The sequence below is a fragment of the Acidovorax sp. FG42 genome (genome assembly GCF_057809195.1).
In genome coordinates this window covers 1-22,551 of sequence record NZ_JBMDJM010000020.1, presented here as the reverse complement: position 1 = coordinate 22,551, position 22,551 = coordinate 1, and the positions used below count along the sequence as shown (strand labels likewise).

The 22,551-nt window shown below is 63.5% G+C and carries 21 protein-coding genes; 1 reads left to right on the top strand and 20 read right to left on the bottom strand.

Annotation, left to right across the window (positions count from 1 at the left end):
* Positions 1-13 precede the first annotated feature (13 nt).
* Both ACODSM_RS18675 and ACODSM_RS18670 read right to left on the bottom strand, forming a co-directional pair.
* Positions 14-238: a CopG family transcriptional regulator gene (locus ACODSM_RS18675; RefSeq protein WP_488806504.1), complete on the bottom strand. Its 225-nt coding sequence runs from the start codon at positions 236-238 to the stop codon at positions 14-16.
* A 60-nt stretch (positions 239-298) separates the two neighbouring features.
* The gene (locus ACODSM_RS18670; protein WP_488806503.1) at positions 299-1,753 is read right to left on the bottom strand and encodes an aminotransferase-like domain-containing protein; all 1,455 of its coding nucleotides are present in this window, start codon (positions 1,751-1,753) and stop codon (positions 299-301) included.
* Between the two features lie 151 nt (positions 1,754-1,904).
* On the opposite strand from ACODSM_RS18670, the gene ACODSM_RS18665 reads away from it, so the two are divergent.
* Complete coding sequence (locus ACODSM_RS18665; RefSeq protein WP_488806502.1) at positions 1,905-2,336, top strand: DUF2917 domain-containing protein; 432 nt, start codon at positions 1,905-1,907, stop codon at positions 2,334-2,336.
* Here the strand turns inward: ACODSM_RS18665 and hisD are convergent.
* The 18 genes from hisD to ACODSM_RS18575 all read right to left on the bottom strand — a co-directional run bounded on the left by hisD (position 2,323) and on the right by ACODSM_RS18575 (position 22,444).
* Positions 2,323-3,705, bottom strand: a complete 1,383-nt coding sequence (gene hisD, locus ACODSM_RS18660; protein WP_488806501.1) for a histidinol dehydrogenase — start codon at positions 3,703-3,705, stop codon at positions 2,323-2,325. The two genes, ACODSM_RS18665 and hisD, sit on opposite strands and share 14 nt — an antisense overlap.
* Before the next feature lie 20 nt (positions 3,706-3,725).
* Positions 3,726-4,385 (bottom strand): ATP phosphoribosyltransferase, encoded by a 660-nt coding sequence (hisG, locus tag ACODSM_RS18655; protein ID WP_015012679.1) that lies wholly within the window; start codon positions 4,383-4,385, stop codon positions 3,726-3,728.
* A complete protein-coding gene (gene murA / locus ACODSM_RS18650) occupies positions 4,382-5,656 on the bottom strand; it encodes a UDP-N-acetylglucosamine 1-carboxyvinyltransferase (protein ID WP_291445509.1) in 1,275 nt (424 codons plus the stop codon). The genes hisG and murA overlap by 4 nt, the downstream gene beginning before the upstream one ends.
* Before the next feature lie 95 nt (positions 5,657-5,751).
* Positions 5,752-5,994 (bottom strand): BolA family protein, encoded by a 243-nt coding sequence (locus tag ACODSM_RS18645; protein ID WP_094286504.1) that lies wholly within the window; start codon positions 5,992-5,994, stop codon positions 5,752-5,754.
* Between the two features lies 1 nt (position 5,995).
* The gene (locus tag ACODSM_RS18640) at positions 5,996-6,751 is read right to left on the bottom strand and encodes an ABC transporter permease (RefSeq protein ID WP_488806500.1); all 756 of its coding nucleotides are present in this window, start codon (positions 6,749-6,751) and stop codon (positions 5,996-5,998) included.
* A complete protein-coding gene (locus ACODSM_RS18635) occupies positions 6,748-7,686 on the bottom strand; it encodes an ABC transporter ATP-binding protein (protein ID WP_015012675.1) in 939 nt (312 codons plus the stop codon). Before ACODSM_RS18635 ends, ACODSM_RS18640 begins: the two co-directional genes overlap by 4 nt.
* A 134-nt stretch (positions 7,687-7,820) precedes the next feature.
* Positions 7,821-8,093, bottom strand: a complete 273-nt coding sequence (locus tag ACODSM_RS18630; protein WP_309826443.1) for an STAS domain-containing protein — start codon at positions 8,091-8,093, stop codon at positions 7,821-7,823.
* Positions 8,094-8,106: 13 nt separating this feature from the next.
* Positions 8,107-8,754 carry an MlaC/ttg2D family ABC transporter substrate-binding protein gene (locus ACODSM_RS18625; protein WP_295937785.1) on the bottom strand — a complete coding sequence of 216 codons (648 nt, stop codon included), beginning with the start codon at positions 8,752-8,754 and terminating at the stop codon, positions 8,107-8,109.
* A 149-nt stretch (positions 8,755-8,903) separates the two neighbouring features.
* Positions 8,904-9,701, bottom strand: coding sequence for an MlaA family lipoprotein (locus ACODSM_RS18620; RefSeq protein WP_488806499.1), 798 nt, complete (start codon positions 9,699-9,701; stop codon positions 8,904-8,906).
* A complete protein-coding gene (gene mlaD / locus ACODSM_RS18615; RefSeq protein WP_015012671.1) occupies positions 9,698-10,186 on the bottom strand; it encodes an outer membrane lipid asymmetry maintenance protein MlaD in 489 nt (162 codons plus the stop codon). The genes ACODSM_RS18620 and mlaD overlap by 4 nt, the downstream gene beginning before the upstream one ends.
* A gap of 35 nt (positions 10,187-10,221) precedes the next feature.
* The gene (gene mlaE / locus ACODSM_RS18610) at positions 10,222-11,004 is read right to left on the bottom strand and encodes a lipid asymmetry maintenance ABC transporter permease subunit MlaE (protein ID WP_488806498.1); all 783 of its coding nucleotides are present in this window, start codon (positions 11,002-11,004) and stop codon (positions 10,222-10,224) included.
* Positions 11,001-11,819 (bottom strand): ABC transporter ATP-binding protein, encoded by an 819-nt coding sequence (locus ACODSM_RS18605; RefSeq protein WP_488806497.1) that lies wholly within the window; start codon positions 11,817-11,819, stop codon positions 11,001-11,003. The genes mlaE and ACODSM_RS18605 overlap by 4 nt, the downstream gene beginning before the upstream one ends.
* Before the next feature lie 298 nt (positions 11,820-12,117).
* On the bottom strand, positions 12,118-13,596 hold the full coding sequence (locus ACODSM_RS18600) for a glutamate synthase subunit beta (protein ID WP_488806496.1): 1,479 nt from the start codon (positions 13,594-13,596) through the stop codon (positions 12,118-12,120).
* Between the two features lie 48 nt (positions 13,597-13,644).
* The gene (locus ACODSM_RS18595; RefSeq protein ID WP_110959744.1) at positions 13,645-18,378 is read right to left on the bottom strand and encodes a glutamate synthase-related protein; all 4,734 of its coding nucleotides are present in this window, start codon (positions 18,376-18,378) and stop codon (positions 13,645-13,647) included.
* Positions 18,379-18,548: 170 nt separating this feature from the next.
* The gene (locus tag ACODSM_RS18590) at positions 18,549-19,256 is read right to left on the bottom strand and encodes an REP-associated tyrosine transposase (protein ID WP_488806495.1); all 708 of its coding nucleotides are present in this window, start codon (positions 19,254-19,256) and stop codon (positions 18,549-18,551) included.
* Between the two features lie 142 nt (positions 19,257-19,398).
* A complete protein-coding gene (locus tag ACODSM_RS18585) occupies positions 19,399-20,310 on the bottom strand; it encodes a class I SAM-dependent methyltransferase (protein WP_488806494.1) in 912 nt (303 codons plus the stop codon).
* Between the two features lie 20 nt (positions 20,311-20,330).
* Positions 20,331-20,993 (bottom strand): DUF1415 domain-containing protein, encoded by a 663-nt coding sequence (locus ACODSM_RS18580; RefSeq protein WP_488806493.1) that lies wholly within the window; start codon positions 20,991-20,993, stop codon positions 20,331-20,333.
* Positions 20,994-21,262: 269 nt separating this feature from the next.
* Entirely contained in the window at positions 21,263-22,444 is a 1,182-nt protein-coding gene (locus ACODSM_RS18575; protein ID WP_488806492.1) for a deoxyguanosinetriphosphate triphosphohydrolase, read from the bottom strand.
* Between the last annotated feature and the right edge of the window lie 107 nt (positions 22,445-22,551).

Here is a 22,551-nt window from a genome sequence, read left to right as displayed (position 1 = left end):
CGTTCTGCCCCGTTCAGCGCAAAAACAGGGTTTCGCGCGGCACATAGGGGCCGCTCGAAGTACCCCAGCTTTCAAAACTCAGTGCCTCGCGCATGGCCTGGGCGTAGGCGTCTTCCTGGCGCATCTTTTCGGCCAGCCATTCACCGAGCAGGCGGGACACGCTGCTGCCGCGCTTGGCGGCTTCCACGCGCACCCATTCGGCAACGGGGTCGTCCATGGTCACGGTGATGTTTTTCATGGGTTAAATGTTACACGAACTTCGTGCGCCACGAACTTCGTGTTGATTAAAACACCACTTTCAAGCTGCCTTGCGGGGTGCCCCGCTTTGCAGCATCTGGCACGCCATGTCACCCACGGTGCGCAGCGCCTCCAGGTGGGCGGGCGACCAGTCGCCGCCCACGCCAATGCGCAGGCAGTTGCGGAACCGCCCGCTGGCGCTGAACACCGTGCCGGGTGCGATCAGGATCTGCCGGGCCAGGCAGGCCTCGTGCAGTTGCACGGAATCGAGCGCGCGCGGCAGCTCCAGCCACAGCAGCAGGCCGCCGGGCGGGTCACTCACGCGCGTACCCTGCGGGAAGTGCGCGGCGATCACATGGCGCACCTCGTCCATGCGCGCCGCCACGGCCGTGCGCAGCTGGCGCATGGCGGCGGCGTGGCCCGCCTGGGTGATGAGGTCGGCCAGGGCCAGTTCCAGCACGGCGGACTGGCCGCCCGCCTGCAGGTCCTTGATGGCGCGCAGCTTGTCGGCCCAGCGGCCGGCCTCCAGCCAGCCCAGGCGCAGGCCCGGCGCCAGCGTCTTGGAGAACGAGTCGCACAGCATCACATGGCCGGTGGTGTCGTAGGACTTGACGGTGCGGCGCATCTCGTCCACCTCGACCAGGTCGTTGTAGATCGCGTCCTCGATCACCGCCATGTCGTACCGCGCCGCCATCTGCACCAGGCGCTTGCGCTCGGCCTGGGGCATGCAGCTGCCCAGCGGGTTGCTGAGCGTGGGCACCACCATCACCGCCTTGACGGGCTGGGTGTCCAACGCCAGTTGCAGCGCATCGAGCGACAGGCCGTTGCGCGGGTGGGTGGGAATCTCCAGCGCCTTGAGGTGCAGGCCCTGCAGCACCTCCAGAAACGAAAAATGCGTGGGCGACTCCAGAGCCACCACGTCGCCCGGCTGCGTGACGGCGCGCAGGCACAGCGCAATGCTGTCCATGCAGCCTCCAGTGATCACGATGTTCTCGGGGTCCAGGCTGCAGCCCAGGCTGACGGCATAGCGCGCCAGGGCGCGGCGCGCGTCCTCATGGCCCGACGAACCGGGGTAGGTGCACAGCAGGTTGCGGTGGCGCTGCGCGGCGCGCACCACGGCGCGGCGCACGCGGTCAGGGTTGAACAGCTCGGGGCCAGGCGTCCCGCTGCTGTACGAAATGATGTCCACCGGCTGGTTGCGCCCCAGGATGCGCTGGCCCAGCCAGTCCACCGACACCTCGCGGGGGCGGCGCATCGGGCGCGGCGTGCTGGGCTCGGGCAGGCTCACCGGCCGCGCCGCCACAAAAAAGCCGGAGCGCGGGCGCGCGGTGATCAGGCGCGCATCTTCGAGCCAGTGGTAGGCCTGCACCACCGTGGTCTGCGCCACGCCGTGCTGGCGCGCCAGCTCACGCACTGAGGGCAGCTTCTCGCCGCGCGCCAGGGTGCCGTTGCGGATCAGCTGCGCAAGCTGTTCGGCGATTTGAAGGTACAGCGGGGGTGCGTCATCGGTGGCCATGCTGCATTCTGTACTGGCACTTTGACCGGCAGACAGTACAGAGACGGCCCAGTGCATACAGTACAGATGGGCCGGTTCGCTGTTCTGTACTGGGCCAGATCGCACGCGCCTGTGGCTGGTGGCCCACGGCAGCTGGTCGCACAGTGAAGGCATGAACACGCTGCACACCCCCACCCCGCCGTCGCCCACGCTGCCCGTCCAGCCTGCGGTGCCCCTCACCCTGCAATGGAAGCGCCAGCCCCTGCCGCCACTGCAGGCCGTCCAGGTGCTGGACTTCCGCACGGGCGACATTGCCCTGCTCGAAGTCGAACAGGGCCGCGTCTGGGTGACCTGTGATGGTCTGCTGGAGGATTATTTTCTGGAGGCTGGACAGCGCCTGTCGTTCGCCGGACCTGTGCGGCTGCGCGTCAGCGCCGAAGGCCACCGGCCTGCACGGCTCAACTGGGCGCAGCACCGGGCAGTGGAAGGCGCCGCGTATCCGCCAGCGCCCTCTACAACCGCAGCGCCGGCCGCAACCCCTCAGCCCAGGACAGCAGCCCCCACGCAGGGCGCCCTGCCCCGGGGTGCCATCAGCGCGGCTTGACGGGCGTGGTCAGCCGCATCTCTGCGGCTTGTGCGTGGGCCTGCAGGCCCTCGCCATAGGCCAGCTCGGCGGCAATGGTGCCCAGCACCTGGGCACCGGCCTCGCTCACCTCGATGAGGCTGCTGCGTTTCTGGAAGTCGTACACGCCCAGCGGCGACGAGAAGCGCGCCGTGCCGCTGGTGGGCAGCACGTGGTTGGGGCCTGCGCAGTAGTCGCCCAGGCTTTCGGAGGTGTAGGCCCCCAGGAAGATCGCGCCCGCGTGGCGCAGCAACGGCTCCCAGCGGTGCGGGTCGGTGCTGCTCACTTCCAGGTGTTCCGGTGCGATGCGGTTGCTGATCGCGCAGGCTTCTTCCATGTCCTTGGTGAGGATCAGCGCGCCCCGGCCGGTGAGGCTCTTGGCGATGATCTCGGCGCGCGGCATGGTGGGCAGCAGGCGGTCGATCTCGCGCTGCACGGCGTCGAGGTAGGCGGCGTCGGGGCACAGCAGGATGCTCTGGGCCAGCTCGTCGTGTTCGGCCTGGCTGAAGAGATCCATCGCCACCCAGTCGGGCGGCGTGGTGCCATCGGCCAGCACCAGGATTTCGCTCGGACCCGCGATCATGTCGATGCCCACCGTGCCGAACACGCGCTTCTTGGCGCTGGCCACGTAGGCGTTGCCGGGGCCGGTGATCTTGTCCACCTTGGGCACGGTCTCCGTTCCATACGCCAGCGCGGCCACGGCCTGGGCGCCGCCGATGGTGAAGGCGCGGGTCACACCGGCCACGTAGGCGGCTGCCAGCACCAGCTCGTTGCGCTCGCCCTTCGTCGAGGTGCCCTCGCCCGTTCCGCCGGTTGCCACGCTGCCGCGCACGGGCGTGGGCACAACCATGATGATTTCCTGCACACCCGCCACATGGGCCGGGATGGCGTTCATCAGCAGGCTCGACGGGTAGGCAGCCTTGCCGCCGGGCACGTAGATGCCCACACGGTCCAGCGGCGTGACCTTCTGGCCCAGCAGCGTGCCGTCTTCGTCGCGGTAGCTCCAGCTCTCGCCCGAGGCCTTCTTCTGCGCTTCGTGGTAGCTGCGCACGCGCTTCGCTGCGGCCTGCAGCGCGTCGCGCTGGGCCTGTGGAATGGCGTCGAACGCGGCCTTGAAGTCGGCTTGCGTCAACTCCAGCGCGGCCATGTGGGAGGCGCTGAGGCCGTCGAAGCGGGCGGTGTACTCCAGCACGGCCGCGTCACCGCGCTTTTGCACATCGGCCAGGATGTCGGCCACGCGCTGCTCGATGGCCGCGTCGGTGTCGGCAGACCAGTGCAGACGGGCTGCGAAATCAGCCTCGAAAGTGGCCGCAGTGGTGGACAGACGGGCGGGAGCAGCTACCAAAGTCATAGTGTCAGTCGTAGGGTGAATCAGTTTTTGTCAGCCGGTATGGCCGAGGCAAACGCATCGATGATGCGGCGCAGCGGCGCCTGCTTGAGCTTGAGCGCGGCCTGGTTCACGACCAGGTAGGAGCTGATGTCCATGATGCGCTCCACTTCGATGAGGTTGTTGGCCTTGAGCGTGTTGCCGGTGGAGACCAGGTCCACGATGGCGTCGGCCAGGCCGGTGAGCGGCGCCAGCTCCATGCTGCCGTAGAGCTTGACCATGTCCACGTGCACGCCCTTGCTGGCAAAGAAGTCGCGCGCAATGCCGGTGTACTTGGTGGCGACCTTGAGGCGCGAGCCCTGCTTGACGGCCTGGGCGTAGTCGAAGTCGTTGCGCACGGCCACGCTGACGCGGCACTTGGCAATGCGCAGGTCCAGCGGCTGGTACAGGCCCTGGCCGCCGTGCTCGATGAGCGTGTCCTTGCCAGTCACGCCGATGTCGGCGCCGCCGTACTCCACGTAGGTGGGCACGTCGGTGGCGCGCACCAGCACCACGCGCACGTTGGGCTGGTTGGTGGGCAGGATGAGCTTGCGCGATTTTTCGGGGTCTTCGAGCACCTCGATGCCTGCGGCGGCCAGCAGCGGCAGGGTTTCGTCAAAGATGCGGCCCTTGGAAAGCGCCAGGGTGATCATGTTGCTGCTCATGCTTTTACTCGTTCGATGTCGGCGCCAATGCCGCGCAGTTTGGCTTCCATGCAGTCGTAGCCACGGTCCAGGTGGTAGATGCGGTCCACCACGGTCTCGCCGTCGGCCACCAGGCCCGCGATGACCAAGCTGGCGGACGCGCGCAGGTCGGTGGCCATCACGGTGGCGCCGGACAAGCGGGGCACCCCTTCGATGACCGCCACCTTGCCATCCACCTGGATTTTGGCGCCCAGGCGAACCAGCTCGTTGACGTGCATGAAACGGTTTTCAAAAATGGTCTCCGTCACCGTGGCCGTGCCCTGGGCAATGCAATTGAGCGCCATGAACTGCGCCTGCATGTCGGTGGGAAAACCGGGATATTCGGTGGTGCGAAAGCCCTGGGCCTTGAGCGTGGCACCGCCCGCGCTTTGCACGCGGATGCCGCCGTCCACGGCCTGCACGGTGGCACCGGCCTCGCGCAGCTTTTCGATGACGGCGTCGAGGTGGTCGGCACGGCCGTGGCGCAACACCACATCACCGCCCGTGGCGGCCACGGCGCACAAGAAGGTGCCTGCTTCAATGCGGTCAGCCACCACGCGGTGGGTGCAGCCGTGCAGCTTCTCAACGCCCTGGATGCGGATGCGGCTGGTGCCATGGCCTTCGATCTTCGCGCCCATGGCGATCAGCATCTCGGCCAGGTCTGAAATCTCGGGCTCTTGCGCGGCGTTTTCCAGCACCGTCTCGCCCTCGGCCAGCGCGGCGGCCATGAGGAAGTTCTCGGTGCCCGTCACCGTGACCATGTCGGTGGTGATGCGTGCGCCCTTCAGGCGCTTCCAGCCGGCGGGCAGCTTGGCGATCATGTAGCCGTGTTCGACCACGATCTCGGCGCCCATGGCGGCCAGGCCCTTGATGTGCTGGTCCACCGGGCGCGAACCGATGGCGCATCCGCCGGGCAGCGACACCGTGGCCTCGCCAAAGCGCGCCAGCAGCGGGCCCAGGGCCAGCACAGAGGCGCGCATGGTCTTGACCAGTTCGTAGGGCGCCTCGGGTGTGCTCAGCGCGCTGGCGTTGATGCGCACCGTGCCGTCATCGGCCCGCTCCGCCGCCACGCCCATGTTGCGGATCAGCTTGAGCATGGTGCTCACGTCCTGCAGCTGGGGCACGTTGAGCAGCGTCACGGGCTCTGCCGTGAGCAGGGCGGCGCACAACTCCGGCAAGGCGGCGTTCTTGGCGCCGGAGACCAGCACCTCGCCTTGCAAGCTACGTCCGCCGCGAATCAGGAGTTTGTCCATCTCAAATCACCAAAATAGGGTCAAAAGTGCCGCTTGCGCTAGTGGAATATGCGCCAGCAGCTATCAAAAAGTGAGTTCTAGTGGGTGTGCAGGCGCTACTGCGCCTGGGCAGCCCATTCGGCCGGTGTGAGGGTCTTCATCGACAGCGCATGCACCTCGTCGGTGTGCATTTTCGCCCCCAGCGTGGCATATACGCGCTGGTGGCGCTGGATGGCGCGCTTGCCCTCGAACTCCGCCGAGACGATGGTCGCGTACCAGTGGCGGCCGTCGCCTTCGAGCGTGATGTGTTCGCAGGCCAGGCCAGCGGTGATGATGTCTTTGAGTTGGTCAGCGGTCATGTCAATTCCGAATCTTGTAGCCCGTGCGCAAGAGGTGCACGGCCAGCGCGCTTACGGCCAGCCAGGCGATGCCCACGATGCCCAGGCTGAGCCAGGGCGAGGTGTCGCTCTGGCCGAAGAAGCCGTAGCGGAAGCCGTCGATCATGTAGAAGAACGGGTTGAGGTGGCTCACGGCCTGCCAGAACGGAGGCAGCGACTGGATCGAATAGAACACGCCCGACAGGAAGGTCATGGGCACGATGATGAAGTTCTGGAACGCGGCCATCTGGTCGAACTTGTCGGCCCAGAGCCCCGCAATCAGCCCCAGCGTGGCCAGCAGTGCCGCGCCCAGCAAGGCAAACACCAGAATCCACAGCGGCGCCGCAAACTCCGGCCGCGCAAACGCCAGCGTGACGATGAACACGCCCAGCCCCACCACCAGCCCGCGCACGATGGACGAGCCCACGTAAGCGCAGAACCAAGCCCAGTGCGACAGCGGCGTGAGCAGCACAAACACCAGGCTGCCCATGATCTTGCTCTGGATGATGCTGGACGAGCTGTTGGCGAACGCGTTCTGCAGCACGCTCATCATCACGAGGCCCGGCACCAGGAAGGCCGTGTAGCTGATGCGGTCGTAGACCTTCACATGGTCCTCGAGCACATGGCCGAAGATCAACAGGTACAGCACCGCCGTGAGCACGGGAGCCGCGACGGTCTGGAAGCTGACCTTCCAGAAGCGCAAAACTTCCTTGTAAAACAGCGTCTGCCAGCCGGTCATAGCGCGACGCCCTCCAGCGGGATGTTGGAAGCCGACGTGCCCGACATCACCTGCAAGAACACATCCTCCAGATCGGGCCGGCGAATCTCCATGTCCTGCACCTCGACCCCGGCCACGCGCAAGGCAGCCAGGTGGTTTTCAATCTCTGCCGCGTCGTGGGCGGGCAACTGGACGATGCGACCGGTGACCCGCGCCACGGCAGCCAGCGCGGGCGGCAGGGCCGTGTCGGTCTTGAACTGCAGCACGCTGCCCGAGGCCGCCTTGAGCAGCTCACTGGTGCGGTTCAGCGCCACCACCTGCCCGGCCTTGAGCATGGCGATGCGACCGCACAGGGCTTCGGCTTCTTCGAGGTAATGAGTGGTGAGCAGCACGGTGTGCCCCTCCTTGTTCAGGCGGGCGATGAAGTGCCACAGGGTCTGGCGCAGTTCCACGTCCACGCCCGCCGTGGGCTCGTCGAGCACGATGATGGGCGGCTTGTGCACCAACGCCTGCGCAACCAGCACGCGGCGCTTCATGCCGCCCGACAGCTGGCGCATGTTGGCGTTGGCCTTGTCGGCCAGGCCCAGGTTTTCGAGCAGCTCGTCGATCCAGGCGTCGTTGTTCTTCACGCCGAAGTAGCCCGACTGGATGCGCAGCGCCTCGCGCACGTTGAAGAAGGGGTCGAACACCAGCTCTTGCGGCACGATGCCCAGCTTGCGGCGGGCGTCGGCGTACTGGGCCTGCACGTCGCTGCCCTGAACCAGCACGCGGCCGCTGGTGGCACGCGCCAGGCCGGCCAGGATGCTGATCAGGGTGGTTTTGCCGGCACCGTTGGGGCCGAGGAGCCCAAAGAACTCGCCCTCCTCAATGTCCAGGTTGACCTGGTTCAGTGCCTGAAAAGGGCCTTTGGGCGTGGCAAAGGTCTTGGAGATGGCTTGGAAGGAGACTGCGGGCATGAAGCCTTCGATTTTAAGGCCTCAGCCCTCTGCAGGCAGGGCGACCGCTTCAATGGCCCCTGTCGGGCGCTGTGGGCCCTCAGTTTCATGGCTTGGGTCGGCAAAGCCACCGGGACCATGAAAGTTATTTCGTATCAAGGTGCGGCGACCAGCAGCGCATCCACCCCGTACAACCCCGCCATGCCCGCCAGACCAGTTGGCATGCCTTGCACGGCAAACTGCTTGCCCTCGGACAAGGCTTCGCGCCGGCATTCGAGCAGCACGGCGAGGGCCGAGGTATCGAACACCGTCAGCGCATGGGCATCCACCACCACCGTGCTGTCGCGGTGCACCCGCAGGCCCTGCTTGAGCATGTGCAGGCAGGCGGTGGCCTGACGGTGGGTGAGTTCGGGAGGCAGCACCAGCATGGCGAGGGGGCTGTCAGCCCTTGGCAGTGCCCGCATTGGTCTTGTTGCGGGCGGCCAGGGTGTCGATCAGGCCTTCAATGCCCTTGGCATTGATCTCCTGCGCGAACTGGCCACGGTAGGTTTCGACCAGCCAGACGCCCAGCACATTCAGGTTGTAGATCTTCCAGCCTGCACCATCGCCCGGGGTCTTTTCGAGGCGGTAGTCGAGCTGGATGGGGTCGCCGCGGCCCACGATTTCGGTGCGGACCAGCACGTCCTTGTCTTCGGCGGCTGCACGCAGGGGCTTGACCTGGATGGTCTGGTCATTGACCTGGGCCAGCGCCCCGGCATAGGTGCGCACCAGCAGGATCTTGAACTCGTCCTGCAGGCGCTTTTGCTGCTCGGGCGTGGCCTGGCGCCAGCCGGGGCCGACGGCGGCGGCCGTCATGCGGCGGAAGTTGACGTTGGGCATCACCGTTTTATCGACCAAGGCGATCACCTTGCTCAGGTCTCCGGCCTGGATGGCCTTGTCGGACTTCACCGTGTTGAGCACATCGGCGGACAGCCGCTTGATCAGCGCATCGGGTGCCTCATCGGCCGCCAAAGCGGACAGCGGCAGGCTGAACGCGGCACTGGCTGCAATGCAAAGGGCGGCACGGCCCAGGGAACGTCGATTCATCATCTTCTCGGCTTTCATCGGTGCGGGCTTGTGCCCGTCAAATCATTGTGGAGGTGCTGACCCACCAGCATGCGTCGCAGCGGTTGCGGGTTGCAAGCAAGTGCAACAGGGCCAGGCCCAGGGCGGAGCATGGTGCCCCGCCCGGCAGGCCATCAGCGGGGAGGCTCTTCCGGCAGTACGCCGTTGCTGGCGCCGCCGTCGTCCTTGCCGTCGTCATTCTGCGCCTCACCGGCATGGCTGCGCACTTGCAGGTACACGTCACGCGTAAAGCTGTACTTGTCCAGAGCAGCGCTGTCGAGCACCGAGCTGGCGCGCAGCAGGTTGGCCCGCGTGTCCACCACGCGCAGGGCATACAACGAATTGCGGGCAGAGACCGGGTCCACGTAGCTCACCACATTGCCCTTCATGTCCACCGGCAGAGCGAACGTGTCGCGGATGGTGGAAGGCCCCAGGATGGGCAGCACCAGATACGGCCCCGTGCCCACGCCCCAGCGCCCCAGGGTCAGGCCAAAGTCCTGCTTGTAGCGGTCAATGCCCAGCTCGCTGGCGATGTCCAGCAAGCCACCCAGGCCCATGAAGGTGTTCACATTGACCCGCATGAAGCTGGACGCAGCGGCTTCGCCGCGCAGCTGCAGCACGTTGTTCACAAAGGACCAGACATCGCCCAGGTTTGCAAAGAAGTTGCTGACCCCTGTGCGCACGGGCGCGGGCGTGACCTCCTTATACGCCGTCGCCACGGGCTTGAGCACCATGGCATCGACCTGTTCATTGAAGTTGGTCATGCTGCGGTTGTAAGACTCCAGCGGGTCGCGGGGGTCAGGGTTGGCCACCGTGGCGCACCCGGTGAGCAGCACACCCCCCAGCAGCAGCGCCAGGCCTGTCGCCAGGCGGGAAATCGACCACCTGTCACCAGCGATGCTGGCGCGGAATGTAAGAAGTGAATGCATCATTTTTTGCCACCTGTCCCTGCAGGTTTTGCGCCGTCTTCGGCTTTGCTGTAAAGAAATTGTCCGATAAGGTTCTCAAGCACCACTGCCGACTGGGTGGACGTGATCGTGTCGCCCGCCGCCAGGTTTTTTTCGTCGGCACCGGCCTCGATCCCGATGTACTGCTCACCCAGCAGGCCGCTGGTCAGGATCTTGAGGGAGCTGTCCTTGGGGAAGGCGTAGCGGTCTTCCATGGCCAGCGTGACACGCGCCTGGAAGGTCTTGTCGTCAAAAGTGATGGACTCCACGCGCCCCACCACCACTCCGGCGCTGCGCACTGCTGCCTGGGGCTTGAGGCCACCGATGTTGTCGAACTTGGCAGTGATGCGGTAGCCCGAATGGAATTGCAGGCTCAGCAGATTGGCCGACTGCAGCGCCAGAAACACCAGTGCCACCGCGCCCAGCATCACGAAGAGCCCTACCCACAGATCGTTTTTGGAACGTTGCATACCTTTGATTCCTAGAACTGCCAGCACCGCCAGCGTCAGATACTGAACATCAGCGCAGTGAGCACGAAGTCCAGTGCCAGCACCGCCAAAGACGCCATGACCACGGTGCGCGTGGTGGCGCGCGACACCCCTTCGGGGGTGGGTTTGGCGGCGTAGCCCTGCAGCAGCGCCACAAAAGTTACCGTGAAGCCAAAGACCACACTTTTGAGCACGCCGTTGCCCAGGTCCTTCCAGACATCCACCCCGCCCTGCATCTGGCTCCAGAACGCGCCGGGGTCGATGCCGATCATGAGCACCCCGACGATCCAGCCGCCGATGATGCCCACCGCACTGAACACCGCCGCCAGCAGCGGCATGGTGATCACACCGGCCCAGAATCGTGGAGCCAGGATGCGCTGCACCGGGTCCACCGCCATCATCTCCATGGCGCTGAGCTGCTCACCCGCGCACATCAGGCCGATTTCGGCCGTGAGCGATGTGCCAGCGCGTCCCGCAAACAACAGCGCCGTGACCACAGGCCCCAGCTCGCGCACCAGGCTCAAGGCCACCAGCAGGCCCAGCGCCTCGGACGAGCCGTACCGCTGCAGCGTGTAGTAGCCCTGCAAGCCCAGCACAAACCCGACGAACAGGCCCGACACGGCGATGATGGCCAACGAATAGTTGCCCAAAAAATGCACTTGGTCGCGCACCAGCGCGGGCCGCAGAAACGTGGCACCCAGCAACCGCACCAGCCGCCCGAAGAGCCGTGCGCCCATACCGATATCGGCGAGCTTGTGGCGCACCGCAAAGCCAACGTCGGAGGGCTTGTACCAGCTCATAGCGCACGCCCTCCCACTGGTCCAAAATCCTCCGCTACGACCGGGCCGGGGTAATGGAACGGCACAGGCCCTGCAGGCAGGGCATTCACAAATTGGTGCACCAGCGGATCGCGGCTGGCAAGCACCTCTTCGGGCGTGCCTTGGGCTGCCACCACGCCTTCGCCCAGGATGATCACGTGGTCCGCCAGGCGGAAGGTCTCTTCCAGGTCATGCGACACGACGATGCTGGTGAGCCCCATGGCGTCGTTGAGCTGGCGAATCAGCTGCGCCGCCGTGCCCAGGGAAATCGGGTCCAGGCCCGCAAAGGGCTCGTCGTACATGACCAGTTCCGGGTCCAGCACGATCGCACGGGCCAGCGCCACGCGGCGCGCCATGCCGCCCGAGATCTGGCTGGGCATCAGGTCACGGGCTCCCCGCAGACCCACCGCGTGCAGCTTCATCAGCACGACATCGCGAATCAGGTCTTCGGACAAATCGGTGTGCTCACGCAGCGGAAACGCCACGTTCTCGAACACGCTGAGGTCGGTAAACAGCGCCCCGAACTGGAACAGCATGCCCATGCGCCGGCGCGCGGCGTACAAAGCCTGCACGTCCATGCGCCCGACGTCCTGGCCGTTGACCAGCACCTGGCCGCTCTGGGCCTTGTGCTGCCCTCCGATCAAGCGCAGCACGGTGGTTTTGCCCCCCCCCGATGCCCCCATCAGCGCCGTGACCTTGCCGCGCGGAACCGCCAGCGTCACGTCGCGCAGGATCACGCGGTCACCGTACGAAAAGGTGACGTTGCGCAACTCGGCAAGAAAGGAGGACTCGGCCATGCAAGAAGGAGTGATCGGAATTCGGGCCTGCCAAAACACCACCCGCCCCCGAAAAACGGAGCGCAGATGGTAGCTGAAGACACAAACATACATTCACGTATGTTTGTAAAGAAAAGCACAACAGGCAGAGCCCCACCCCTTGGGACCGAGGCAAGCCCGGATTGACAGAACCCCTGATTGTGCCAACAAAGCCTCCAGAAGGCTGACGCCCGGTCATTGCCACAGCTTGAAGCCAAGCCCCACCAATACAAACGGCGCCCGAAGGCGCCATGACCGTGAGGGTGCGCAATGCGCAGGATCAGCGTGGCAGGTCCGAATAACCCATGAGGAACTCGTCCACGGCGCGCGCAGCCTGGCGGCCTTCGCGGATGGCCCAGACCACCAGCGACTGGCCGCGACGGATGTCGCCGGCCGCAAACACCTTGGGCACGTTGGTGGCATAGCCGCCCTCAAAGTCGGTCGTGGCGCGGGCATTGCCACGGGCGTCCTTCTCCACGCCGAATGCGTCCAGCACTGGGGCCACCGGGCTCACGAAGCCCATGGCCAGCAGCACCAGGTCGGCCTGGTAGTGCTTCTCGGTGCCGGGGATTTCGACCAGCTTGCCGTCCTTGAACTCGACCTGCACGGTGGTCAGGCCCTTGACCTTGCCCTTTTCGCCGACGAACTCCTTGGTGGAGATCGCGAACTCACGCACGCAGCCTTCTTCGTGGCTGGAGCTGGTGCGCAGCTTCAGTGGCCAGTAAGGCCAGGTCAGGGGGCGGTTTTCCACTTCGGGGGGCTGGGGCATGACCTCGAACTGGGTAACGCTGGCCGCACCATGGCGGTTGCTGGTGCCCACGCAGTCGCTGCCGGTGTCGCCGCCACCGATCACAATGACGTGCTTACCCGTCGCCGTGATCTGGCCCTTGAGCTTGTCGCCCGCGTTGACCTTGTTCTGCTGGGGCAGGAACTCCATGGCGAAGTGAATGCCATCGAGCTCGCGGCCAGGCACAGGCAGGTCGCGCGATTGCTCGGCGCCACCGGTCAGCAGCACGGCGTCGAACTCCTTGTTCAGCTGCTCGGGCGTAATGGTTTCCTTGGCCCAGTTGGTGACCTTGGAGTCCTTGCCCAGACCGTCCTTGGCAGCGCCCACGAACACGCTGGTGCGGATGACTACGCCTTCGGCTTCGAGCTGCTTCACGCGGCGGTCAATGTGCGACTTCTCCATCTTGAAGTCGGGGATGCCGTAGCGCAGCAGGCCGCCCACGCGGTCGTTCTTTTCAAACAGCGTGACGCTGTGGCCTGCGCGGGCCAGTTGCTGGGCAGCGGCAAGGCCTGCGGGGCCAGAGCCCACCACGGCAACCTTCTTGCCCGTTTGGTGCTTGGCGGGACGGGGCTTCACCCAGCCCTCTTCCCAGGCGCGGTCGATGATCGCGTGCTCGATGGACTTGATGCCCACGGCGTCGTCGTTCACATTCAGCACGCAGGCCGCCTCGCAAGGCGCAGGGCAGATGCGGCCGGTGAACTCGGGGAAGTTGTTGGTGCTGTGCAGCACCTCGATCGCGCTCTTCCAGTCCGCGTGGTACACGAGGTCGTTGAAGTCCGGAATGATGTTGTTCACCGGGCAGCCGTTGTTGCAGAACGGCGTGCCGCAGTCCATGCAGCGCGCGCCTTGCACCTTGGCCTGGCTTTCGTCGAGGCCGATGACAAATTCCTTGTAATGCTTCAGGCGCTCGGGCACGGGCTTGTAGCCCTCTTCGATGCGCTCGTATTCCATGAAGCCGGTAGTTTTTCCCATGACGATGTCCTTGTCTATGAATGCTGTGCGAAGGGGGATGGCGTCGCCTTACTTGGCAGGAGCCACTTCTTTTTTGGTAGCAGCTACCGCTGGTGTAGCGGACTCCTCCAGCACTTTTCGTTCATAAATTTCAGCCAACGCACGCTTGTACTCGGTCGGGAAGACCTTGACGAACTTGCTGCGCGAAGCGGCCCAGTTGTCCAGCAGCTCGCGCGCGCGCTTGCTGCCTGTCCAGCGGTTGTGGTCTTCCAGCAGCTTCTTGAGCTGGGCCTCGTCCGTCTGGCCGTTGTGCCAGATCGAGCGGGGCACGGTGGCCTCCTGCTCGGTGGCGGGCAGGATGCGCTCCAGCGTCACCATCGACAGGTTGCAGCGCGTGTCGAACTGGCCATCTTCGTCATAGACGTAGGCCACGCCGCCGCTCATACCGGCCGCGAAGTTGCGGCCTGTCTTGCCGAGCACGACGACGGTACCGCCGGTCATGTACTCGCAGCCATGGTCGCCTGTGCCTTCAACAACAGCCGTGGCACCCGACAGACGCACGGCAAAGCGCTCGCCAGCCACGCCGCTGAAGAAGGCCTCACCGGTGGTGGCACCGTACATCACGGTATTGCCCACGATGGTGTTGCGCACGGCCTCGCCCCGGAAGTCGATGCTGGGACGCACGATCACGCGGCCGCCCGACAGGCCCTTGCCGGTGTAGTCGTTGGCATCGCCAATCAGGTACAGCGTGATGCCGCGCGTCAGGAACGCACCGAACGACTGGCCGCCCGTGCCTTCCAGCTGGATGCGGATGGTGTCGTCCGGCAGGCCCTCGGGGTGCACACGGGTGACAGCGCCGGACAGCATCGCGCCGACCGACCGGTTCACGTTGCGCGCCACTTCGATGAACTGCACGCGCTCGCCCTTTTCGATGGCGGGCTTGCTGCGCTCGATGAGCTTGCGGTCCAGCGTGTGCTCGATGTTGTGGTCCTGCACGTCTACGTGGAAGCGGGGCACGTCGGCGGGCACGTTGGGCTGAGCGAACAGGCGGCTGAAGTCCAGGCCGCGTGCCTTCCAGTGTTCCAGGCCCTGGCGCATGTCGAGCAGGTCGGTGCGGCCGATCAGGTCGTCGAACTTGCGGATACCCAGCTGGGCCATGATCTGGCGCACTTCTTCCGCGATGAAGAAGAAGTAGTTGACCACGTGCTCAGGCTTGCCCGAAAACTTCTTGCGCAGCTCGGGGTCTTGCGTGGCCACGCCCACGGGGCAAGTGTTCAGGTGGCACTTGCGCATCATGATGCAGCCCTCGACCACCAGCGGAGCAGTGGCGAAGCCGAATTCGTCCGCGCCCAGCAGCGCGCCGATGGCGACGTCACGGCCCGTCTTCATCTGGCCGTCGGCCTGCACACGAATGCGGCCGCGCAGGCGATTCAGCACCAGGGTCTGCTGGGTTTCGGCCAGGCCGATTTCCCACGGACCGCCCGCGTGCTTGATGGACGACCAGGGCGATGCGCCCGTGCCGCCATCATGGCCGGCGATCACGACGTGGTCGCTCTTGCACTTGGCCACGCCTGCGGCGATGGTGCCCACGCCCACTTCAGACACCAGCTTGACGCTGATACCGGCATGCGGTGCCACGTTCTTCAGGTCGTGGATCAGCTGGGCCAAGTCCTCGATGGAGTAGATGTCGTGGTGTGGTGGGGGCGAGATCAGGCCCACACCGGGCACGCTGTGGCGCAGCTTGCCGATGTAGTTGGAGACCTTGCCGCCAGGCAGCTGACCCCCTTCGCCAGGCTTGGCGCCCTGGGCCATCTTGATCTGGATCTGATCGGCCGACGAGAGGTATTCCGCCGTCACTCCAAAGCGGCCCGAAGCCACTTGCTTGATCCGACTGCGCAGCGAATCACCATCTTGCAAAGGCAGATCGACCTCGACGTTCTCGGCACCGATCACGCTCTTGAGGCTGTCGCCCTTCTTGATCGGGATGCCCTTGAGTTCGTTGCGGTAACGCGCAGCGTCTTCACCACCTTCACCCGTGTTGCTCTTGCCGCCGATGCGGTTCATGGCGACAGCCAACGTGGCGTGCGCCTCGGTGGAGATGGAGCCGAGCGACATGGCGCCCGTAGCGAAACGCTTGACGATTTCCTTGGCAGGCTCGACCTCGTCGATCGAGATCGCCTTGGACGGGTCGATCTTGAACTCGAACAGGCCGCGCAGCGTCATGTGGCGCTTGCTCTGGTCGTTGATGATCTGGGCGTATTCCTTGTATGTGTTCCAGTTGTTGGCACGCGTGCTGTGCTGCAGCTTGGCAATCGCGTCCGGCGTCCACATGTGGTCTTCACCACGGGCACGCCAGGCGTATTCACCACCGGCGTCCAGCATGGTTTCGAGCACGGGGTCGTCACCAAAGGCGGCCTTGTGCATGCGGATGGCTTCTTCGGCGATTTCGAACACACCGATACCTTCCACGCGGCTGGCGGTGCCGGTGAAGTACTTGCTGACGGTTTCCGAGTTCAGACCGATGGCCTCGAACAGCTGGGCGCCGCAGTAGCTCATGTAGGTGCTCACGCCCATCTTGGACATGATCTTGGACAGGCCCTTGCCAATCGCCTTGACGTAGTTGTAGATGGCCTTGTCGGCAGAAAGGTCACCACCCAGGTCCTTGTGCATGCTGGCCAGGGTTTCCATGGCCAGATAGGGGTGCACAGCCTCTGCGCCGTAGCCTGCCAGCACGGCAAAGTGGTGCACCTCGCGGGCAGTACCGGTCTCGACCACCAGGCCCGCTGTAGTGCGCAGGCCGGTGACCACCAGATGCTGGTGGATGGCAGACAGTGCCAGCAGCGCAGGAATGGCAACCTGCGTGGCGCTCACGGCGCGGTCGCTGATGATGAGGATGTTGGCACCGCCCTTGATGGCATCCACAGCCTGAGCGCACAGCGAAGCCAGCTTGGCTTCCACGCCTTCACGGCCCCAGCTCAGCGGGTAGGTGATGTCGATGGTGGCGCTCTTGAACTTGCCGTTGGTGTACTGCTCGATATTGCGCAGCTTGGCCATGTCGGCGAAGTCCAGCACGGGCTGGCTCACTTCCAGCCGCATGGGTGGGTTGACCTGGTTGATGTCCAGCAAGTTGGGCTTGGGGCCAATGAAGCTGTTCAGCGACATCACAATGGCTTCGCGGATCGGGTCGATCGGCGGGTTCGTCACCTGGGCGAACAGCTGCTTGAAGTAGTTGTACAGCGGCTTGTTCTTGCCGGACAGCACGGCCAGCGGGCTGTCGTTGCCCATGGAGCCGATGCCTTCTTCGCCGTTCTTGGCCATGGGCGCCATCAGGAACTTGATGTCTTCCTGGGTGTAGCCAAAGGCTTGCTGGCGATCCAGCAGCGGCAGGTCGGCAGCCTGCGGTGCCGCAGCTTGGGCACCAGCTTCGATGCTGTCGAGCTTGATGCGCAGGTTTTCAATCCACTGCTTGTAAGGCTTGGTGTTGACGATGTTGGCTTTGAGCTCATCGTCCTCAATCAGACGGCCCTGCTCCAGATCGATCAGGAACATCTTGCCAGGCTGCAGACGCCACTTGCGCACGATCTTGTTCTCAGGCACGGGCAACACGCCCGATTCGGAGCCCATGATGACCAGATCGTCGTCGGTGATGCAGTAGCGCGATGGACGCAGGCCATTGCGGTCCAGTGTGGCGCCGATCTGGCGCCCATCGGTGAACACGATGGACGCGGGGCCGTCCCAAGGCTCCAGCATCGCGGCGTGGTATTCGTAGAAGGCGCGACGGCGCTCGTCCATGGTGGTGTGCTGCTCCCAGGGCTCGGGGATCATCATCATCACGGCTTGGCTGATGGGGTAGCCCGCCATGGTCAGCAGTTCCAGGCAGTTGTCGAACGTGGCCGTGTCGGACTGGTCAGCAAAGCTGATGGGGTAGAGCTTTTGCAGATCGGCTGCCAGCACGGGCGAGGCCATCACGCCTTCGCGCGCCTTCATCCAGTTGTAGTTGCCCTTGACGGTGTTGATTTCACCGTTGTGCGCCACATAGCGGTAGGGGTGGGCCAGCGGCCACTCGGGGAAGGTGTTGGTGGAGAAACGCTGGTGCACCAGGCCGATGGCCGAGACGCAGCGCTCGTCCGCCAGATCCTTGTAGTACACGCCCACCTGGTCGGCCAGCAGCAGGCCCTTGTACACCACCGTGCGGCTGGACATGCTGGGCACGTAATACTCTTTGCTGTGCTTGAGCTTGAGGGCCTGGATGTTGGCGCTGGCCGTCTTGCGGATCACGTACAGCTTGCGCTCCAGCGCATCCTGCACGATCACGTCGTTGCCACGGCCGATGAAGACCTGGCGCAGGATGGGCTCCTTCTTGCGCACGGTGGGAGACATGGGCATGTCCACATTGACCGGCACGTCGCGCCAGCCCAGCAGCACCTGGCCTTCGGCCTTGATGGCGCGCTCCATCTCCTGCTCGCAGGCCAGGCGCGAAGCGTGCTCCTTGGGCAGGAAGATCATGCCCACGCCGTATTCACCGGCCGCCGGCAAGGTCACGCCTTGCTTGGCCATCTCTTCCCGATACAGCGCGTCAGGGATCTGGATCAGGATGCCGGCGCCGTCGCCCATCAGCGGGTCAGCACCCACCGCACCACGGTGGTCGATGTTTTCCAGAATCTTCAGAGCCTGCGTCACGATGTCGTGGCGCTTGATGCCCTTGATGTGGGCCACAAAACCGAGGCCACAGGCGTCGTGTTCGTTACCCGATGAATACAAACCGTGTTGTTGCAGATGCTGGATCTCGGCAGCCGTGGTCATGGCGCACTCCTATATTTTTCGCAGGGGAGCCGAGATTAGTGCATTGCAGCATATGTTGGCAAGCAAATTAAATGGGGTCAGATTCTTATTTAAGATAATCCATGCATCGCAGGGAAATTATTGGGGACATATCAAAAATAATAGCAAACAAATCATGTAACACTTTCGCATCAACCTTCTTTCGCTATGTTTTTGATACTTCGTGGCCTGCCAGGCGCCCCCCGGGTGACACGGCGCGGCGTTTGCAGCTGAAGCCCCTCCAGGAACTCCGCATCACCCAATGCCCACCCGCTGAGTGCCGAATCGGTCAGAGACGTTTGCATCGAGGCCCCCAAACCAGCCTGAACCAGCGCTGCGTACGCCGCCTCCCGCGCAAACGGGGTGTTGCCCAAAGCCCAGTACAGCGCATGTGGTGCCAACCACCGGTCGTTTCGCAAGCCCACCCAGTGCGCATGGCTGGACCAGGCGTAGTCTGCAGGTTGCTGCACCAACCCGGCCCGCACAGGGTTGAGATCCAGATACACCATGCATGCCAGCAAATACCGTTCCGGCTGCAATACGGTGGACCGGTACCGCCCCTCCCAGAGGGTGCCCGTACGGGCGTGTCGGCGATTGAAATACTGCACATACCGCCGGCCCATCGCCTGCATCATCCGGGGCAGGCCGTCTTGCGTCGTCGGAGTGACGAGCAAGTGGAAATGGTTGTCCATCAGCACATAGGCGTGAACCGCCACTGTCTCTTTGGCTGCGCCGTCTTTCAACAGCGTCAGCAGTGCCTCGAAATCTTCAGCGCCGTGGAAGATGGGTTGGCGGTTGTTACCCCTCAGGATGACGTGGTGCAGATGACCTGGCAGGGTCAGGCGTGGCAGGCGAGCCATGGTTTTGATTCAGAAATAGGATGCCTGCGATCATAGACCTGTCCCTTATTTGAATGGGTTGTGGCAACACACAGCATCCACACTTGCCCAAGGAAAGCACCCGCCTGCTGCAGAACCGGGCGGGCTCGCTGTGTGGGTGCTGTCAGAGGGAGGTCGGGTGGATTTCCAGGCCTGTCACCGCATCCACGCCAAAGCGTGCGCCCATGACTTTCTCCAAACCAAATTCGGCAAGGAGCGCCCGCAAACGCTCCGCCGCACTGCGCTTTTTCTGGCCGGTGTAACGCGCAATGATGAGTTCATTTTTCATGCTGTGCTCCCAGCCTACCAACTCGGTCACAGTGACCCGGTAGCCGCTGGCCTCCAGGTACAGGCAGCGCAGCACATTGGTCACTTGGCTGCCCAGTTCGCGGGTATGCAGCGGGTGGCGCCACAGCTCCGCCAGGGGAGTACGCGCCAGCTGCAAGGCCTTACCTTGGCGCAGGCAGGCCGCCATTTCGGCTTGGCAGCAAGGCACCAGAACCATAGCCCGGGCCTTCTTTTGCAACCCAAATGCGATGGCGTCGTCAGTAGCGGTGTCGCAAGCGTGCAATGCGGTGACCACATCAATCTGGTCGGGCAACTCCCGGGCATCGGCGGATTCAGCCACCGACAGATTCAGGAACGACATGCGCTCGAAATGAAGCCGTTGCGCGAGCGCGCGCGACTTCTCTACCAGCTCCGCCCGTGTCTCCACCCCATAGATATGCCCGTGACCCAGCGCCTTGAAATACAGGTCATACAAGATGAAACCCAAATAGGATTTGCCCGCGCCGTGATCCGCCAGCGTGGGCCCACTACCCTTCTCAGATAGCTCTGTCAGCAAGGGCTCGATGAAATTGAACAGGTGGTACACCTGCTTGAGCTTGCGGCGCGAGTCCTGATTGAGACGGCCATCCCGGGTAAGGATGTGCAGTTCTTTGAGCAGTTCTACCGATTGGCCTGGACGCAATTCCTGCAGCTCCGCACCCTCGCTCTTGGGTTTGCTCAGGTCGCGGACGGGCTTTCCGGTCGTCACTGCAGATGTCTTCCTTTTATTCATACCCTGGGGCCTCGTGTTGGCGGAATGTCATCGCTGGCGACGGTGCCTGCCACGCTCTCGCCGCCGTTGTCATGGGGGCCCACGTCCAGCGCCAGCCAACCGGCCATGCCCATCTCTTCCAGCACTTCCATGTTGCGCTCGAAAATGGCTTCCGCCTCGGGGAAGACTGAAACCGCCCGGTCAATACTGGCCTCGCGCAGCAAATGCAGCGTAGGGTACGGAGCACGGTTGGTGCAATTGGTCACGTCGTCTGCATCGGTGCCCGCGAACTGAAACTGCGGATGAAAGCTTGCGACCTGCAGCGTGCCCTCCAACCCCATAGCGTGCACCACGTCGTCCACATCACTCAGAAAGTCATTGAAGTCCAGGAAGTCGTGCAAGCAATGCGGCACCACCACCAACGTAGTCTCTCTGACTTCAGCGGGTGTGTTGGCAAGCGCCTGGAGTTCTTCGCGCAGCACCGCCAGCACATCCTCAGCAGTCGTAGCCAAGGTCACCACATGATGAATCTGCCCTTTGACGTGCACTGACTTGGCAAAGGGACAGAGATTCAACCCAATGACAGCCCTCTCCAACCACCGGACGGTGTCCTGGACGTAGGTATCTGTGGATTCAGAATGGGGGAGCGCCCTAGCGGCGTTGGTGGCGGAGGATGTCATGGGCGCGCGCAAAAGCGCAGGGTAGAGGAGGATTTTATCGGTGTGCGTTACTTGCGGATCTCGCTATAGCGGCGACCCAACCTAGAGCCTCACCGCCCTTAAGTAACAGCCCACGTCGACACGAGGACTGTAGTGGTAACGAATACACACGCACGCGCAAAGCATGCTCCACGCGGTGGCGTCGCTTCAAGCCTAAATATTTCGCGACACCAACTGCGAGCAGCACTCAGATCAACACAGCTCGTCCAGCATTGACCCCGAACTGGGTGCTATTCCTGCAACAGGCGACGCCCTGTAAGACGCTCATGTTCCCGTACCGCAAAGCGATCCGTCATTCCGGCAATAAAGTCGGCCACCGCCCGCGCTCGCCCGTACCGGTCGCCCTCCAAGGCACGCGCGGCAAAGGCAGCCTTCATTTCTTGAGGCTGGGCCATGTAAGCATCGAACAACTCACGCACAATTTCTTGTGCATGGCCTGTAGTCGCCATCACCCTGGGATGCCGATATAGATGCTTGAAGAGGAATCGCTTGAGTGCAGTAGAGCGTTCACGCATCTCGGCACCAAAGCTCACAAGAACCGGGAGCCTCCGCACCTCATCGGGATGAGCCGGCGCATGCTCTTGCAGCGCGGCTTTTGTGGTGTCAATGACGTCGTACACCTGCGCACTGAGCATCCGCCGGATGGCCTCATACAACAAGCGACGTTGCATTGATGGCGCGCTAAGGTCAGGATGCTCCCTCTGGGCTGAAAAACGGTATGCGTCAAACAAAGGCACTTCTTGCAACTGCGCCAAGGTAATCAACCCGGAACGCACACCATCATCAATATCGTGTGCGTTGTACGCAATCTCATCCGCCAGATTGCACAACTGCGCCTCCAAGCTCGGCCGCTCATTGCGCAAAAAGCGTGCACCGACTCCGTTGGGCTCCACGCTCTCCAACTGCAAAGCGTGAGTACGCGAGCAGTGTTTGAGAATCCCCTCCCGAGTCTCGAACGTGAGGTTGAGTCCGTCGTAAAGTGGGTAACGCTCTTCCAGCTGGTCCACTACCCGCAAACTCTGCAAGTTGTGCTCAAAGCCCCCGAATCCAGCCATGCAGCCATTCAAGGCATCTTGACCTGCATGCCCAAACGGGGTGTGCCCCAGATCATGGGCCAGAGAGATAGCCTCTACCAAGTCTTCGTTGATCTGCAACGAACGCGCAATAGACCGCCCGAGTTGCGCGACCTCCAAAGAATGGGTCAGCCGGGTCCTAAACAGATCTCCCTCGTGGTTCAGGAAGACTTGTGTCTTGTAGACAAGCCGGCGGAATGCTGTGGAGTGGACGATTCGATCGCGGTCGCGCTGGTAGTCAGTTCGGGTTGGAGGTGGTGACTCAACGATCCTGCGACCCCTTGTCCGCGATGGGTCGCACGCAAAAACCGAAAGTGAAATTCGCCTAGCCTTGTTCACCTAAAAACCTCTGAGAGAGATGCAATCCGACTCACATCAAGAAAGGCTAACACGAATCGACAAAGGCATGCCAAAGAGCAGGTAGGCCTGGCGTCTCATGTCCAGAC